This is a genomic window from Bradyrhizobium sp. 2S1, from assembly GCF_011516625.5.
GTDB classification, from domain to species: domain Bacteria; phylum Pseudomonadota; class Alphaproteobacteria; order Rhizobiales; family Xanthobacteraceae; genus Bradyrhizobium; species Bradyrhizobium septentrionale.
On the sequence record NZ_CP147717.1, the window covers coordinates 2673440 to 2689121 of the forward strand.

Sequence of the window (15682 nt, forward strand, 5' to 3'; positions counted from 1 at the left end):
CGGCTCGCCGCCACGCTAGTACAGCGCCTTCAGGCCGTGAAGGGCGGCTTGCGAGACACTTTGGAGGGTTATTGCTCCGACCCGAACGGCCGCGCCAGCAGGCGTCGATTGTTTTGAAATCTGGAATGGTCTCTGCCGAAATCGGGCGATTGTGCCAATACGTTTTTTCTGTGAACGGTCGTCGCTTGTTCGACGGAGGTCACATGCTTCTCAATCGCCGCACGTTCACGGCCATGACCGCAGTTTCGGTCGCGACGGCGGCAGTGCTGCCGTCCCAGGTGCGCGCCGCAGGGCGTTCGTCATTCAAGGCGATCGCCTTCGACGGTTTTCCGATCATCGATCCACGTCCGGTATTCGCGCGCGTGGAGGAGATATTTCCTGGCAAAGGTGCCGAGTTGAGTGCCTTGTGGCGCACGCGTCAGTTCGAGTACGGCTGGCTCCGGACGCTTGGCGGACGCTACACCGATTTCTGGCGCGTCACCGAGGACGCGCTGGCCTTCGCGGCCAAGGCGTTGAAGATCGAGCTGTTGGCGGAGCAGCGCGACCGCCTGATGCAGACCTATCTGGAGCTGAAGGCGTGGCCTGACGTGGGGCCGGCGCTGCGGCAGCTGCGTGATGCAGGCCTTCGCATGGTGTTCCTGTCGAATCTCACCGCGCCGATGCTCGATGCCGCCATCAAGAACTCCGGGCTTGAGGGGCTGTTGGAGCCTCACCTCTCAACCGACAGGGTTCAGGCCTTCAAGCCCGATGCCCGCGCCTACCAGATGGGCGTCGACGCGTTCGGGCTGCCGAAAGAAGAGATCGTCTTTGCGGCGTTCGCCGGTTGGGATGTCGCTGGAGCGAAGTGGTTCGGCTATCCGACCTTCTGGGTCAACCGCGCCAACGCGGCAGTCGAGGAGCTTGGCGTCGCGTCTGACGGAATGGGATCGGGATTGAACGACCTCGTCGCCTTCGCGACGGGGCGTTGACTAACCTTCCGCCTTGAACGGACGTGTCAGCAGGCCTTCGATCGCCGCGTCGATGGTCAGCCGGTTGCTGAGGATCGCGGCGACCGCGTTCGATACCGGCATGTCGACCTTTCGCGAAGCGGCGAGCTCGCACAAGACAGGCGCAGTGAACGCGCCCTCGGCGAGCTTGCCGACCGGCGCGGCTTCACCGCGTCCGAGCGCGAGGCCGAGCGCGAAATTGCGCGATTGCGCGGTCGAGCAGCTGAGCAGCAGATCGCCCAATCCCGATAGGCCGGCGAGGGTTTCAGCGCGCGCGCCGCAGGCGCGGCCCAATCGTGCCAGCTCGCTGAATCCGCGCGTGGTCAGCGCGGCGAGCGCGGAGGCGCCGAGATTCCTCCCGACCACGATGCCGGCGGCGATCGCCAGCACGTTCTTGGCTGCGCCGCCGATCTCGACGCCGCGCACATCGGTGGTGTGATAGGGCCGGAAGGTCGCTGAACCGAGCGCCTGCACCAGCGCGCCGGCCAGCGCCTCGTCCCTGGTGGCCAGCGTCACCGCAGTCGGCAAGCCGCGCGCGACGTCGTCGGCGAAGCTCGGTCCCGACAGGATCGCGGGCACGGCGCCGGGTGCTGCTTCCGCGATCACCTCGGTCATGAATTTGTGGGTGCCGTGCTCGATGCCCTTGGCGCAGGCGATGACAGGCGTATCTGGCTTGAGGTGCGACGCGATATGACCGACCGCGGCGCGCAAATGCTGCGCCGGAGTCACGGCTAGGATGATGTCGGCGCGGGCGGCAGTAGCGATGTCAGACGTCACGACGATGCCGGGCTGGAGTTGAAAACCAGCCAGCTTCGGGTTGACGCGTGTTGTCTGGATCTGCGCCGCATGCTCGGCATTGCGCGCATACAGCGTCACCTTGCGTCCGGCGCGCGCCGCGACCTCGGCCAACGCAGTGCCCCAGGCGCCGGCACCGATCACGCTGACTGACTTGTGCGCGGGCATCAAAACCCCTAGCTCAGTTGCGCTCCCTCGCCCCGCTCTTGCGGGGAGAGGGGTGGGGTGAGGGGCCTATCCGCGAGCGAACCGGTCGTTGAGACCTGTACCCCCTCACCCGGATCGCATCGTTGATGCGATCCGACCTCTCCCCGCAAGCGGGGCGAGGTGAAGGGGAGCTCGCTCTGCGTTTCATCTCCATGTCGAAGCACCTAATGTCCGGCGCGGCTGTTGGCGTAGCCGGCCGGCGCCTTGGCGTTGGCATCGAGCAGCCAGCGGGCGCGCGGCGGCGCTTCCATCGTGTCGGTCAGCCCGAGCGCCATCCGCTCGGCGCCGGCCCAGGCGATCATCGCGCCATTGTCGGTGCAGAGCGCCGGCGGCGGGATGATCAGCGTGGTCTGCGCCTCTGCCGCGACATCCTGCAGCGCGCTGCGGATCGCGTGGTTGGCAGCAACGCCGCCGGCCGCGACCAGCGCGCGCGGCGTGCCGAATCGCTCCTCGAACAGTTTCAAGCCAACGCTCAGGCGGTCCGCGGTCGATTCCAGCACCGCCGCCTGGAAGCTCGCACAGAGATCGCTGATGTCCTGCGGCTCCAGCGGCTCCAGCCGGCTCGCTTCGTTGCGCACCGCGGTCTTCAGTCCCGACAGCGAGAAATTCGCATCGGGGCGGCCGAGCATCGGGCGCGGAAAGGCAAACCGCGTCGGGTCGCCGCCGGCGGCCGCGCGCTCGACCTCCGGCCCGCCCGGATAGGGCAGCGACAGCATTTTTGCCACCTTGTCGAACGCCTCGCCCATCGCGTCATCGACCGTGGTGCCGAGCCGCACATAGTCTCCGACGCCGACCACGGCGACGATCTGGGTGTGGCCGCCCGAGGCCAGGAACAGGCAATAGGGAAACGCCAGCGCGCAGGTCAGCCGTGGCGTCAGCGCGTGCGCCTCGAGATGGTTCACCGCGATCAGCGGCGTATCGTGCACCATCGCGATCGCCTTCGCGGTGGTGAGACCGACGATCACGCCGCCGATCAGGCCGGGTCCGGCGGCCGCCGCAACCGCCGACAATTGGGCATAACTGACGCCGGCCTCCTTCATCGCGGAGGCGACGATGCCGTCGAGCAGGTCGACATGGGCGCGCGCTGCGATCTCCGGCACCACGCCGCCGAAGCGGGCGTGCTCATCGGTCTGCGAGCGCACGACGTTGGAGAGGATTTTTGCCTGCCCGTCGGCCTGCCGCTCGACCACGGCGGCCGCAGTTTCATCGCAGGTGGTCTCGATCCCCAACACCAGCATCGGTGGTTCGTGTCCCAATTTCGGCCCTTGTGCTACGAGCATGATCCGGACGGGCCGGAACCGGGTTCCGGCCCGATCTGCTCACTAGAAATGTTCCCTCCGGGGTAGCATTGCGAGGTCTTGAAGTGCAATCGGTCGGCAAGGTCCATTTTCCAAGGTCCAATCCAAGGTCCAATCCAAGACTGGAGGCCTGAACCGTGACGATCCTTGTCACGCGGCCGCATCCGGACAATGACGCGACGCTCGCGACGCTGCGGGGGCGCGGCTTTGACGCCCTCGCGGCGCCGGTGCTGCGCTTCGAGCCGTTGCCGTTCCATGACGATGACGATTCAGATTATGACGCCGTCATCCTGACCAGCGCCAATGCGCTGCGCGCGGTCGATCTCACGGCCAGCCGGCTGTTGCTTCTGCCGCTGTTTGCGGTCGGGGCGCACACCGCCGATGCCGCGCGCGCCGCGGGCTTCGACAGGGTGATCGTGGCCAAGGGCGACGCCGGCAGCTTGCGCGATCTCGTGCTGGCGCGGGTCAAGGCCGGCGAACTCGAGGCCTCGGCGACGCTGCTCCATCTCGCCGGCGCCGACCCCTCGCGCGATCTGGCGGGCGAATTGGGCGAAAAGGGGCTGACCGTCGTCACCCACACCACCTACCGGATGGCGCCGGTGGCGGCCTTTCCCAGGGAGGTCAGCGACGCTTTCCTGGCGAACCGGATCACCGCGGTGCTGCATTATTCCCGCCGCAGCGCGCAGGCGTTCCTGGACGCAATACGGGCCGATGGCGTCGAGATATCGGCCCTCGCTTTGCCGCAATGCTGCATTTCGGCGGCGGTAGCCGCAGTGCTCCGTGACGCCGGCGCGACCAAGGTGGTGGTGGCGGCACAGCCCGACGAAAACGCCCTGCTCGAGGCACTCAGCCGCACCCTGCGGCCGTGAGCGGTATAATTCTTTCGTCTCGACATGATGTTAGGCGGTGCCCGGTTTTTCGGATCGTGCTCTAAGAACTTCGGCCGATTCTGTTAGAATGTGCGGCCAATAGTTTTGAGGACCCCCTGCGATGGCTGAAGAAAGGCCCGACGACCCAGGACCTTCGCCGGATTCCCGGCCCAAGCGCGCGCCGCCGACCATCGATCTTCAGGCGACCGAGGTCTCCAGCGAGCCGCCAAAGACGGAGGGGGCCGAGGAGGCTCCCAAGGACGCTGTCAAGGAAGCTGCCGAGGCGGACGCTGCCGCGGCTGAAGCCGAGCGCCAGCCCGAAGCTGCGCCTGAGGCGGAGCCGCAGCCCGAGACCGCCTCCGTGGCGCGGGACACTGAGCCGGCGCGGCCGGTGTCGCCCTGGGTGGTGGCGCCGGTATCGGGCGCCGTCGCGGCGGCGCTGGTGATCGGGGTCGGCTGGCTGCTCGGCTGGCCCGCGGTGCAGACGGCCTCGGCGCCGCAGCCCAGCGCGGTAACGATCGACGAACTCGGCACGCGCCTGACCGCGCTCGAAGCAAAGGCCAGCCGGCCGGCCGCGGCGGCTGCCGATCCTGCGGCGACGGCGCGGCTGGAGGCGCTCGGCAAATCGATCGCCGCGCTGCGCACCGAGCTTGCCGCAACACGGGCGCAATCCGACAAGCTTGCCGCCGCGGTCAACGACGCGAAGGCTGCGCCGCGCGATGGCGCAGCTGCGCCAGACATCTCCGGCATCACGGCGCGCATCGACAAGGTCGAGGGCGCGGTGAAGGCGCAGGGCGCCGCGATCGCCAGGCAGGACAGCAAGATCGCCGACACCAAGGCCGAGGCGAAGGCGGACGATGCGCCGCTGCGCCGCGTGGTCGCGGCGTCGCTGCTCGACGTCGCGGTTCGCCATGGCGATCCCTATGGCTCTGCGCTCGAGACCGCGAAAGCGCTCGCGGATGATCCCGCGATGCTGAAGCCGCTCGAGACATTCGCGACGTCAGGTGTGCCGAGCCCGAACGCGCTGTGCCGCGAGCTGATCGAGATCGTGCCGCAACTGGCGCCGCCGGCGCCGGAAGCGGCGACGGCGAATGCCGGCTTGGTCGATCGTTTGCAGGCCGGCGCCTCCAAGCTGATCCGCATCGAGCGGACCGATGGCACGGGGACCGATCGCGGCAGCATCGTCGCGCGCGTGACATCGGCCGCCGTGCATAATGACCTCGCATTGACCGAGCGTGAGTTGAAGTCGCTGCCGCCGGCCGATCGCACCGCGGCGCAAGCCTGGCTCAACAAGGTGGACGCGCGCCGCGCCGCGCTCGACGCGTCGCGTAAATTTGCCGACAACGCCATGGCGGCGCTCGCCACGGTCAACCAGTAAATCTTTGCAATAGGTTCTTGATGATCCGCATCATTCTGTTCCTGCTGCTGATCGCGCTCGCTGCAGCGGGCGCGGCCTGGATGGCCGATCAGCCCGGCGATCTCGTGATGTCATGGGGCGGCTTCCGCCTGACCTCCAAGCAGCCGATGTACCTGCTCGGCCTCGTCATCGTCGCCGCGATGGTGGCGGGCGTGATCCTGCGCGGGCTGTGGAAGATCCCCGGCCACATCCGCCGTGGCCGGCGCGAACGGCGTCACGCCCGCGGCCGTCATGCCATCACGCAAGGCCTGCTCGCGATCGGGCACGGCGATTCCGCAGGCGCCCGCGCGCATGCCGAAGTGGCGCGGCGCCACGCCGCGGGCGATCCGCTGGCGCTGTTGCTGCACGCGCAATCGGCGCAGCTCGACGGCGACCGCGACGGTGCGCAGCGCGCCTTCCGCGCCATGGCGGAGCGCCCGGACACACGATTGCTCGGCCTGCGCGGTCTGTTCATCGAGGCGCAGCGCGCCGACGATCCGGTGGCGGCCGTGATGATCGCCGAGGAAGCGCTGAAAATGTCGCCGTCGTCGTCATGGGCCTCGCATGCGGTGCTCGGCTTCTGCTGCGCCAAGGGCGATTGGGCCGGCGCGCTGTCGATCATCGACAACAACCAGACCGCCGGATTGATCGACAAGGCGACCTATCGGCGGCAGCGCGGCGTGCTGCTGACGGCCCGCGCGTTGGAGTTCGAGACCGTCGATCGCGACCTGTCGCGCTCGAGCGCGATGGAGGCGGTCAAGCAGGCGCCGACATTGATTCCGGCCGCCGTGCTCGCAGCCAAATTCGAGAGCGAGGCGCATCAGGTGCGCCGTGCGATGCGTATCGTCGAGACCGCGTGGCTCGCGCAACCGCATCCGGATCTCGCCGATGCCTATTCCCATGTCCGGCTCGGCGATGCCGCGCGCCAGCGCCTGGTGCGCGTCGAGACGCTGGCAGCGAAGACGCCGGGCCATATCGAAGGCGCATTGGCGATCGCGCGCGCCGCGATCGATGCGGCCGAGTTCGCCAAGGCACGTGCGGCACTGGAGCCGTTCATTGCGGCGCCAACGCAGCGCGTCGCGCTGCTGATGGCGGAGATCGAGCGTACCGAGCACGGCGACAGCGGCCGGGCGCGGGCCTGGACCTTGCGCGCGGTGCGCGCGCTGCACGATCCGGTGTGGACCGCCGACGGCTATGTCTCGGATCGCTGGCGTCCGGTCTCGCCGGTCACCGGCCGTCTTGATGCCTTCCAGTGGCAGACGCCGGTGGCGGCGCTGCCGTCCGACAAGGGCCATGCCATCGAGCCCTCACCCTTCGAGGAGGCGATGCTGGCGCCGCGGCGGGTCGAGCCGCCCAAGGAGGTGGCCGATGAGCCGCCGGCGGCAAAGCCGGTTGAGCCGGTCGAGGTCCAGCCGGTCGAGATGAAGCCGGTTGAGATGAAGCCCGTGGAGGAACCGGCCACACCGCCCGTGCAGGATAACGCCCCCCTGCAGGCTGCCATCGAGGCCGAGCCGGCCCCTGCCGAAGCCGCCGCACCGGAGCCGGCCCCGCCGCCGGCGGCCGAACCGGCGCCCCCGGCCCCGGCTCCCCTGCTCCGCTCCCGGACCGACCTGCCCAAGGCCGCGCCGGCACCCATTCCGGCGGTGATCCCGATTATCAGGGCCCCCGACGACCCCGGGGTCGACGAGGACGGCGCCGTGGACGAATTTGCGGAACAAATCGGCCCGCCCAAGGCCCAGATCGGCGGCTGGCGCGGATTTCTGGCACGTTTGGGCAGCTAATTCGCGGTTAGGTAACGGCTGTGCGGTTAAATAACCGCATCTTCTTGCCAATCGGGGTCATGCCCGATATCAGGTGGCGCGAATTATCAGGCCGTTGCCGAACGGTTCGCCGCAATAGCTCAGTTGGTAGAGCACGTCATTCGTAATGACGGGGTCGGGGGTTCGAATCCCTCTTGCGGCACCATTTGACTATTCCCCTTCATTCGCTACCCTCCGCTAAAGCGACAGAAGTCGCTGAAATAGAGCGGTTTTTCCTTCGCCGACGTCCGCGTTAATCCGACGGCTTCCGCGCCTCCTGTTGGTAGGGCTGCTGGTAGATGCGGAAGGGGCTGTTGGTAGGAGCCGCAGCTGGGGGTACTGATGCCTTTGACCGACATGGCCGTCCGGAGCGCGAAGCCGAAGGACAAGCCGTACAAACTCTCCGACGCCGGCGGCCTCTACCTTGCCGTCGAAACGAACGGCTCGCGCTTGTGGCGCGTCGCGTACAGGTTCGACCGTAAGCAAAAGCTGCTGTCCCTCGGGGCCTATCCCGCGGTGACGCTCGCCGACGCCCGGGCCGGCCGGGATCAGGTCAAGGCGCTACTCGCGAAAGGCGTCGACCCGTCAGCCCAGCGGAAGCTTGATCGCGGCGCGGCGCGCGACGCGCGCGCCTGCACCTTCCGCGTCGTCGGGGACGAACTGGTTTCCAAATTTGAGGCGGAAGGCCTCCACGAACTGACATTGGACAAGAAGCGCTGGATGCTTCGCGTCCTCAATGGCGATATCGGCGACCGGCCCATCGCCGACGTCCGGGCCGGCGAATTGCTGGAGGCGTTGCGCCGGTTCGAGCGCCGGGGGCATCACGAAAGCGCCCGTCGTGCGCGGGCGCTGGCGGCGGCAGTCTTTCGGTTCGCGATCGCAACCGGCCGGGCCGAACGCAATCCCGCCGCCGATCTGATGGGCGCCCTGATTACGCCGACGGTCGCCCATCGGCCTGCGATTACAGAACCCAAGGCGGTCGGCGCCCTGCTGCGCGCGATTGACGGCTTGGATGGGCAGATCGCGATCCGCGCAGCACTTCAGCTGCTCGCCCTGACATTCGTTCGTCCCGGTGAACTTCGGCATGCTGAATGGAAGGAATTCGACCTCGACGGCGCCGTCTGGATTATTCCAGCCGAGAAAATGAAGATGGACCGACAGCACAAGGTCCCATTGTCGAAACAGTCGATCGCGCTGATCCGCGGCTTGCGGGATATCACCGGATCATCGCCGCACCTATTCCCGCAAGTTCGATCGTGGCACCGCCCGATTTCGGACGGAACGCTGAATGCCAGCTTGCGGCGGCTGGGTTACGATAAAACGCAAATGGTCTCTCACGGCTTCCGGGGGCTTGCGTCGACGCTGTTAAACGAGAGCCGCCTTTGGCATCCCGACGTCATCGAACGGCAGCTTGCTCATGAGAAAAAAGACGACGTTCGCGCGGCATATAACAGCGCCCAGCACTGGGACGAACGGGTCCGCATGATGCAATGGTGGGCCAACCATCTGGACGACCTGCGCAGGTCCGGAAGCGTTGTGTCGATCGCGAAAGCGCGGCGATCACGATCAGCTTCCTGATCCGATCTGCTAGACGAAGCAGCGAATGCTCGCGCCGAAATGCGCGGGCATTCGTCGTTTCTACCACTCAATTGCCGGTAGCATTCCCGGTAGTGGTTTTTCCTCAATTTCAGCTCGATTTTTTTGTCATTCAAATTCAAACGCGTAAGCGTGATGTCTTTAGTGTTTGAGTGTTGTTTGCGCCGTCGTCCGTTGACGAACGATCACGAGACAACGAATTCTATCGGTCATGGACGAACCGAAATTCAGGAGCGAGCGTTCGATGACCGGCGACATGACACTTCACGACATGATCAAAATTTACAGCCTGCCGCCGAACGTTTCCGCGCGCCGCTTCTGCGAAGTCGCCGGCATCGGTAACACGAAGTTTTATGAACTCGTGAAGAAAGGCGTGATCCGCTTGCGCAAGAACGGCCGCTCGTCGGCCGTTCCGGTCGAAGATTTATTCCAGCTGCTTCGCGGCGATCAAGCAGCCGCCTAATCCTTTCCCTTCGCCGGCGGACCGACTGCCGCCGGCGCCTTGCGCCAGCCCGGATGGACGGCGGCGCATCGGCGGCGCGCCGCGGTCCTTTTCCCCGCCCGGCGCGCCGCCATTCAATCCCGACAGCTGTGAGGGCCATCCCATGAAGCCGTCTGCGCAGGTGTTTGCGTTTCCGCCGGGCAGTGTCGTCCGTGTCGATCAGCGCGAACTCTCGGCGAACAGACGCGACGCGCATCGGGGCATCGCACAGCCGAAGGCGAAAGTCGTGCTTCTGCCGGGCCGCTTCCGCGGCGCCGACTATGTCAGGCGCCACGTGTCCTACGTCGTCGCAATGGACGCCGAGCGCGGCGAACATCATGTCCGAAGAAATCTGGATGCGATCCGGCGCCGGCTCAACGAACTGGGCGTCGACAAGCGCGAAGCCGATCGGGAAATCCGAACCATTGAAGCGGCGGTCCGCCGCGAAATCTGGCGTCAGGTTTTGACGCCCTAACCCTGAGGTAAATCGAAATGAACGCGCTTAGGGGCGCGGCCTTCAAGATCGAAGGTCCGCCTGAAAACGGAAGTGCCGCCCCGACGGCAAATCGGGACGGCACAGACCACCGAAGAAATAAGAAGCCGCTGGGCAGCGCTTCCACTCTCGACAGATACGAACCAGCGTCCGCATCGTCAACCGGGAAGAAGCCCGGTCAGCAAAAAGATGTTCATCGCCTCGTTCGTCTGTGGCCGAGACAGCTTCGCCGCTTGCATAAACGGCGGCACGGCAGCGAAAAACTATCCGACGACGATACGGGCCGCCGCGATGCGGCGATCATGCTCGACATCCTCGTGCAAGGTCCTGACGGTCATAGCGAAGCCACGGCCTTCCTAGACCAATCCTGCCCATGGATGGCGCCGGCGGAACGCGCCGACGCTATCGATCGCGCATTCCGGGGGCGGAAATTCTGGTCGCCGGCGACGTTGGGCGACGCGCTCGGACTGACGTGGAAAGAACACGACGATTGCGAGATAACAGCCATCCGGCCGGCCGGCGCGACAGACGCCGAAATGGCGGCTGTTCGCAAGATGAAGAATACCGCGGCCAAGCGAGAGGCGCGGCGGCAAGAGACGCCGGCGCCGAAGAAGGAACCGCTGCCGGCGATCCGGGCGAAGTTGATCGCCGATCTTCTGAAGCCGGGAGAGCGGTGCACGGTGAAGGACCTGTGCGCAAAGAAAAAGCGCCTTGGGTTGGCCCGTTTGAAAGGGAAGTCCCTCACGGACGCGGTTCACAGGGCAATCGCCCGTGGCATCGCGCAGGGCTTATTACGGAAGGACGTCGTCGCCGAACATGCAGGTTATCTGGCGGTCGCTTGGATCACGAAAGTGCAGCCGGAAACTCAGGCTGCGGACACGAAAAATCTATCGATAGAAAAACCGTGTCCGCAGGTAAGAGTATCAATAATAGAAGAAGGTCTTCCGGCAAGTGGTGCTGCCGCTCCCCTGTCTGAGGATGAAGACTGGTTCACCGGCGAATGGGACGGCCCCGATCCCGGGGGCCGGGTAGCGCTTAGCGCGCCCCCGGCCGCAACGAAGACTGTCATCAACCTTCCGGCTTCAACCAAGACCGTCCTCAACAGGAAAGAAGGGAACCGTCTTTGTTTTTACAGAGAGGCGACGGGTAATCGCCCGGGATCAATTTGTCGCGGGGGGCGAACATGATCGACGGCGTCGAACTCTTCAGCCTGCGTCAGCGCCGCTCAACCAACGGCGACTGCTATTTCACGGGAAGACTGGGCAATGCGCTGATCGTCGTGATCCGGGACACGATCGAGCGCGATGTGTGGCGGGTCATCGCCGGCGACCCGCTACAGACCCGGCAAGACCGTCCATCGGCGGCGCGCGCCATAGCGCCGCCGGTAGATGACGACGGCGACACCGACGAAGGTGACCGCGACGAAGGCGACTACAGCGACGAAGGTGCATTCGATGAATTGCCGGCCGATCTCGGATAGCCGCCGCAAGCTGGTAGGAAGCGCGCTGATGCGCGCTCCCGTCGACCGTACACAGACGCCGGCGAGAGACAGCCAGCGCACGACGCGGGGGCTGCCGAAGACGGCGGGGCAGTCTGGCAAAGACGTTAGGGACCGTATGACGGGCGGCCGGATGGTGCGGCACGAAGCGCCCCGATCTTTGAGCGTGCCCAGAATTTTTGAAATCTCGTTTATGTAATTGGACCGGATCGAAAATGGCTTCAAAACCGAAACCAAAACCGAGGCGAGGCGCCGGGCAGCGTCCCGGCGTCTCTCAGGCGCAGGTCGCCCAGCACTTAGACATTTCCCAGCCGCGCGTCGCGCAGTTCGTCGGTGAAGGCGTCTTCAAGCCGCTGCCAACGAGAAAGCTTGATCTGGACGCTTGCCGGATCGCCTACGTGCGGTGGCTGCGCGACGAAACCAGAAAGTCTGCGCAGTCAGCGGCCGCGGCGCGCGTCCAAGACGCGCGCGCCAAAGCGATCGAACTTCGAACCGCCCGGGAAGCCGGGAAGCTGATTGCAGTCGACGATCTGGAAACGTGGATGGCGGAAACGCTGAGCATGTTCCGGTCGACGTTGTGGGGATTACCGGCGGCGTCGACGCGCGATCTGACGCTACGTGCAGAAATCCAAAAGCATCTGGACGACGCACTGGGTCGGATCGAGGACGAGTTCAAGGCTGCCAGTGATCGATGCAATCAAGGTCGCTCAGCGGTTTTGACGGAGGATGCGGAATGACTGATGCTAAGAAGCTCGCGAAGCTCTATGCGATCGCCACCGAGCAATGCCAACCGCTGTTCCCGGCCGCGCAGGTGACTTTGCTGCCGCCCGTCGGTGCCGCGGAAGAGGGAGCGTTGATCCTAACCGATGCCGAGACCAGAATTACGGTTTACGACAGCGCGCGGCAGATTATGGTACAGCCGCTGTTTGCGCCGCCGCCAATATCACCCGCGCCAATCGCCGGGAATGTAACCGGCATCGTTGCTGAACTTGATGCGATCATCACGAGCGCGGCAGCGCTCCGCGATCGCGTCGCGGCCCTATCGGCGCCGGCGCCGATCACAATGCCAGTGCGGGCTTACCGGAACGTCGTCGACCGAAATCGCCGCTTGAAGCATTCGATCCGCATCAAGCTGTTGACGGCAATATGGCCGGTATCACCGCCTTGATCGGCAACGACGTCGTCCTGGCTGCCAATGAGGTTGCCTGCGGCATTCACCCAAAGAACCTGCTCTGTCGTCGCGATGTCTTCTCGCGGCAATCGCGGCAATTCGCGTGCCGCGAAGTCGCGGACCTCGATGGGATCGACGCCGGGCGGCAAGATCGCGTTGAGCCGTTGTGCATCGAGCGTCGCCGCTGTGGTGTCGCGCGCCAGCGTCGTCAGTTCGGCGAGTAGGCGGGCGCCGTCGCCGCGCATCCGAACTGCTATCGCGGCATTCATGGCGCGGCATGCTTCGACCCGCTTCGTGATTTCGGTGATCTCAGCTTGGCGCTTTGCGGCTTCGGCCGCGGCCTCAAGGTGCCCGAGCCGCGCGGTGCAGCGCGTGACTTCGGCCAACGCCGCGTCGCGCTCTGCCGTCCACTGAGCCCAGCGATCGTCCGACGTCGCGGCAATGCTCTCACGCGCCAGCAGACTTGCAAGCTTCTTCTGCGCCGCTTCCAGATTCCCGCGCGCAGATGCCGCGCGTTTCTCTTCTTCGCTTCGCTTCGAGAACAACGCCATTATTAAACTCCTCCGATCATCCCGCGGGACTTCAGAACCGCGTCCCATTGCGCCGAAATGCCGGCGGCGCTGAGGCGCGCCGCGGCGAGCGCCGCCCTCGCCTGAGCGACCGTCATGCTGGTAGTAGTCGCGAGGTTCATCGCCAGACCTTCGCGACCCTTCGCTTCGGGCAACGCGTTGATCGCGGCAATCCGGTCGCGTTCGGCTTGGGCGGTGGCTGCTGCCTGCATTTCAGTTTCCTTTGCTTACTTGACAGGAACGCCGTGCAAGATGTCTTCCGGCGTCTCGCGCACTACGACCGTGCTGACACCGCTGCCGATGCCCGCCAGTTTGATCCACGAGCGCGCCGGCGGACGATCCGTCGGCACGGTGCCGCCGGCGCCGCCGGCCGTAACGGACGACACGAAGTCCAGATTTATGTAGACGGTCTCGCCGCTCGCGTCGGTCAATCGCCGAAAATTCATCGGTGCGCGCTCCAGTTGGTTGACAGCGCGACGATGGGCCAAGACCGGGGGCGCAGGGAACGTTAAAAGCGTTCAAGGCCTCGTTCAATCCGTTCACACCACGCGTCGAACGCTGGCATGACCACGTGCCAAGTTCCCAGGAGCATTTGCGCAAACTGTGCGCCGTTGGGATCGTCGACGGCGTTTGCGCGGCACAAGCGTCGAATTTTCTGCTTGTCGAACGGAAGGCCGCGCTCGCTGAAGGCTTCGGCGGCGTCGCTCATCAACAAGCCGCGATAGCCGGCCAGGAAGGCCTGAGGATGTTGCTGGCCGCGACCGGGCTGGTAATCGAACAGCACGACCGGCTGCGCGCAGTCCTGGCCGCTGCGAATAGGCCCACATGAAGGATTTGGCCTGCGCATCACGGCCGTCCTCTTTAAGAACCTGGACCCAGGTTTCGTCGCCGTGGACCAGGGGCTGCGACATGAGCTTTTGCTGTAGCGCGTCATAGACCCGATGCAGATGCAACTCGCTCGCCCGGATCACCCAGTTGCCCAGCGTCCCGCGGCTGATGCTGACGTCGGCGCGCCCCAGCGCGTCCGCCACACGGTACAGCGGCGTGCCGTCGACGTATTTGTTGGCGAGCACCAGCGCCAGCGTCGATGGCGTGGCGACGCTACCCGGCAGCGGCTGCGCCGGCATCGGCGCGGTCACAATCGGGGTGTTCAGCGCGGTGCGCTCGCAGTGACGGCAGGCATATTTGAACCGCACATGTTGCAGCACCGACGCCTTGACCTCGACGTGCAACTGCTCGGTGACGGTCTCGCCCATCCGATGCATCCGATTATGGCAGCACGGACAGTCCTTTTGATCCTCACCCAGATCGTGTTCGACGCGTTGGCGCGGCAGATCGTCAGGCAGCGGCTTGCGGCCGCGTGCCTTCGGCGCCGGCTTTGGAGCCTCCGGCAATCCCGTGTCCGGCACGGCGACCGCCTCGACATCGTCGTCGTCCCGGCTTTCAGCGGCGGCCTGCTCGGCTTCGTTGAAGATGCGCTCCTTGAGCTTTTCGCTCTTCGGCGCATACCGGTGCAGGCGCTCCAGGCGCAACTGCTCCTCTAGATGCAGCACGCGTTGTGCGAGTTTCTCGTTTTCGGCCTTCAGCGCCGCGATCTCGGCCGCGTGCGCCGCGATCAAGGCTTCCAGTTCGTGCGTCGTGGGCTTGCGACTCATCGGAGTCTTGAATCGAAGTCATGCCGCCGCGTCAACCGGGCTCCCATGTCTTCGTCATGTCTTCGGCCGCGTCATCTGAGAACGGCCATGCCGAAGCCCGATGACGCCGCCCGCATCGAACACGCTCAGCCCACGCTCTGATATTGCCGCACCGGATGACGACGCACCGCCGCGATGTTGATGCCGTCAAGCAGCCAGTGCAGCTCCTCCGTCGTCAGCGTCAGCACCGCCTCCTGACTTCGGGGCCAGTGGAATCTGTCGGCCTCCAGCCGCTTCAGCAGCATCCAAAATCCTGACCGATCATAAATCAGCAGCTTGATCCGGTCGCGGCGACGATTGCAGAACGCGAACACCGCGCGCTGGAACGGATCCAGCCCCATCGACTGCTCGACCACGATCGCCAGGCTGTTGATGCCCGCCCGGAAGTCAATCGGTTCGCGGTGAAGGTAGACCCGAAGATCAGACGCCAGTCGGAACATCGCAACGCCCCAGCGCTTCAATCACCGCCGACAGCAACTGCGCGTCGCCGCCTTCCAGCGAAAGCGTCACGCCGTTGGGCATCGATGCCGTCAGGGCACTGACAAGGTCCGATGGAAGATCATCCGGCTTCGATATCATGGAGCCATTGAATCAGATCGAGCAGCAGATTCAAACCGTAAAACGACTATCCGACCCGCGTCGGACGCTGGGTTTCTTGAGGGTTGCGCCAATCGATCCCGGACAACAGATAGCTCAACTGCGCCGGAGAGATCGTTACCGATTCACCAGCAACCGATGGCCAGATGAACCTGCCTCTCTCGAGTCTTTTGGTGAACAAGCAGGCGCCCTGGCCATGGTGAGTCGGCCCCGGGGGTTGCACCCGGAGCCGC

General features: G+C 65.3%; 18 protein-coding genes, 1 tRNA gene and 1 pseudogene. 11 read left to right on the forward strand and 9 right to left on the reverse strand.

Annotated features, from left to right (window positions below; genetic code table 11):
* The first annotated feature begins 71 nt into the window (after nt 1-71).
* Nucleotides 72-968, forward strand: coding sequence for a haloacid dehalogenase type II (locus HAP54_RS12625; protein ID WP_248114233.1), 897 nt, complete (start codon nt 72-74; stop codon nt 966-968).
* Here HAP54_RS12625 and HAP54_RS12630 read toward each other — a convergent pair whose 3' ends face one another.
* Nucleotides 969-1949, reverse strand: a complete 981-nt coding sequence (locus tag HAP54_RS12630; protein WP_166300373.1) for an NAD(P)H-dependent glycerol-3-phosphate dehydrogenase — start codon at nt 1947-1949, stop codon at nt 969-971.
* Between the two features lie 203 nt (nt 1950-2152).
* A complete protein-coding gene (tsaD, locus tag HAP54_RS12635; RefSeq protein ID WP_166307791.1) occupies nt 2153-3226 on the reverse strand; it encodes a tRNA (adenosine(37)-N6)-threonylcarbamoyltransferase complex transferase subunit TsaD in 1074 nt (357 codons plus the stop codon).
* 197 nt (nt 3227-3423) lie between these two features.
* Here tsaD and HAP54_RS12640 point away from each other — a divergent pair, with 197 nt between their 5' ends.
* The 10 genes from HAP54_RS12640 (at nt 3424) to HAP54_RS12685 (ending at nt 12155) form a co-directional block, all read left to right on the forward strand.
* A complete protein-coding gene (locus tag HAP54_RS12640; protein WP_166300375.1) occupies nt 3424-4155 on the forward strand; it encodes a uroporphyrinogen-III synthase in 732 nt (243 codons plus the stop codon).
* A gap of 121 nt (nt 4156-4276) precedes the next feature.
* A complete protein-coding gene (locus tag HAP54_RS12645; RefSeq protein WP_166300377.1) occupies nt 4277-5533 on the forward strand; it encodes a COG4223 family protein in 1257 nt (418 codons plus the stop codon).
* A gap of 20 nt (nt 5534-5553) precedes the next feature.
* Nucleotides 5554-7332, forward strand: a complete 1779-nt coding sequence (locus HAP54_RS12650) for a heme biosynthesis protein HemY (RefSeq protein WP_166300379.1) — start codon at nt 5554-5556, stop codon at nt 7330-7332.
* A 108-nt stretch (nt 7333-7440) separates the two neighbouring features.
* Nucleotides 7441-7516, forward strand: a tRNA-Thr gene (locus tag HAP54_RS12655).
* Nucleotides 7517-7692: 176 nt separating this feature from the next.
* Complete coding sequence (locus tag HAP54_RS12660; protein WP_166300381.1) at nt 7693-8928, forward strand: tyrosine-type recombinase/integrase; 1236 nt, start codon at nt 7693-7695, stop codon at nt 8926-8928.
* A gap of 229 nt (nt 8929-9157) precedes the next feature.
* Complete coding sequence (locus HAP54_RS12665; RefSeq protein ID WP_166300383.1) at nt 9158-9409, forward strand: hypothetical protein; 252 nt, start codon at nt 9158-9160, stop codon at nt 9407-9409.
* A gap of 142 nt (nt 9410-9551) precedes the next feature.
* Nucleotides 9552-9902, forward strand: coding sequence for a DUF6074 family protein (locus HAP54_RS12670; RefSeq protein ID WP_166300385.1), 351 nt, complete (start codon nt 9552-9554; stop codon nt 9900-9902).
* Between the two features lie 17 nt (nt 9903-9919).
* Nucleotides 9920-11107, forward strand: a complete 1188-nt coding sequence (locus HAP54_RS12675) for a hypothetical protein (RefSeq protein ID WP_166300387.1) — start codon at nt 9920-9922, stop codon at nt 11105-11107.
* Nucleotides 11104-11400, forward strand: coding sequence for a hypothetical protein (locus HAP54_RS12680; protein WP_166300389.1), 297 nt, complete (start codon nt 11104-11106; stop codon nt 11398-11400). Before HAP54_RS12675 ends, HAP54_RS12680 begins: the two co-directional genes overlap by 4 nt.
* A gap of 233 nt (nt 11401-11633) precedes the next feature.
* On the forward strand, nt 11634-12155 hold the full coding sequence (locus tag HAP54_RS12685) for a hypothetical protein (RefSeq protein WP_166300390.1): 522 nt from the start codon (nt 11634-11636) through the stop codon (nt 12153-12155).
* 340 nt (nt 12156-12495) lie between these two features.
* Here the strand turns inward: HAP54_RS12685 and HAP54_RS12690 are convergent, their stop codons facing one another.
* The 7 genes and pseudogenes from HAP54_RS12690 to tnpB (HAP54_RS12720) all read right to left on the reverse strand — a co-directional run bounded on the left by HAP54_RS12690 (nt 12496) and on the right by tnpB (HAP54_RS12720) (nt 15672).
* Nucleotides 12496-13188: a hypothetical protein gene (locus HAP54_RS12690; protein WP_176422254.1), complete on the reverse strand. Its 693-nt coding sequence runs from the start codon at nt 13186-13188 to the stop codon at nt 12496-12498.
* A complete protein-coding gene (locus HAP54_RS12695) occupies nt 13143-13370 on the reverse strand; it encodes a hypothetical protein (RefSeq protein WP_166300394.1) in 228 nt (75 codons plus the stop codon). Before HAP54_RS12695 ends, HAP54_RS12690 begins: the two co-directional genes overlap by 46 nt.
* Nucleotides 13371-13385: 15 nt before the next feature.
* Nucleotides 13386-13589, reverse strand: a complete 204-nt coding sequence (locus tag HAP54_RS12700; protein ID WP_156928942.1) for a hypothetical protein — start codon at nt 13587-13589, stop codon at nt 13386-13388.
* Nucleotides 13590-13843: 254 nt separating this feature from the next.
* Nucleotides 13844-14813, reverse strand: a pseudogene (gene tnpC / locus HAP54_RS12705) (IS66 family transposase); the annotation flags it as partial.
* A 125-nt stretch (nt 14814-14938) separates the two neighbouring features.
* Nucleotides 14939-15292: an IS66 family insertion sequence element accessory protein TnpB gene (tnpB, locus tag HAP54_RS12710; protein ID WP_166205730.1), complete on the reverse strand. Its 354-nt coding sequence runs from the start codon at nt 15290-15292 to the stop codon at nt 14939-14941.
* The gene (locus HAP54_RS12715) at nt 15273-15431 is read right to left on the reverse strand and encodes a hypothetical protein (RefSeq protein WP_210297543.1); all 159 of its coding nucleotides are present in this window, start codon (nt 15429-15431) and stop codon (nt 15273-15275) included. The genes tnpB (HAP54_RS12710) and HAP54_RS12715 overlap by 20 nt, the downstream gene beginning before the upstream one ends.
* A gap of 46 nt (nt 15432-15477) precedes the next feature.
* Nucleotides 15478-15672 carry an IS66 family insertion sequence element accessory protein TnpB gene (tnpB, locus tag HAP54_RS12720; RefSeq protein WP_166293650.1) on the reverse strand — a complete coding sequence of 65 codons (195 nt, stop codon included), beginning with the start codon at nt 15670-15672 and terminating at the stop codon, nt 15478-15480.
* Nucleotides 15673-15682 lie beyond the last annotated feature (10 nt).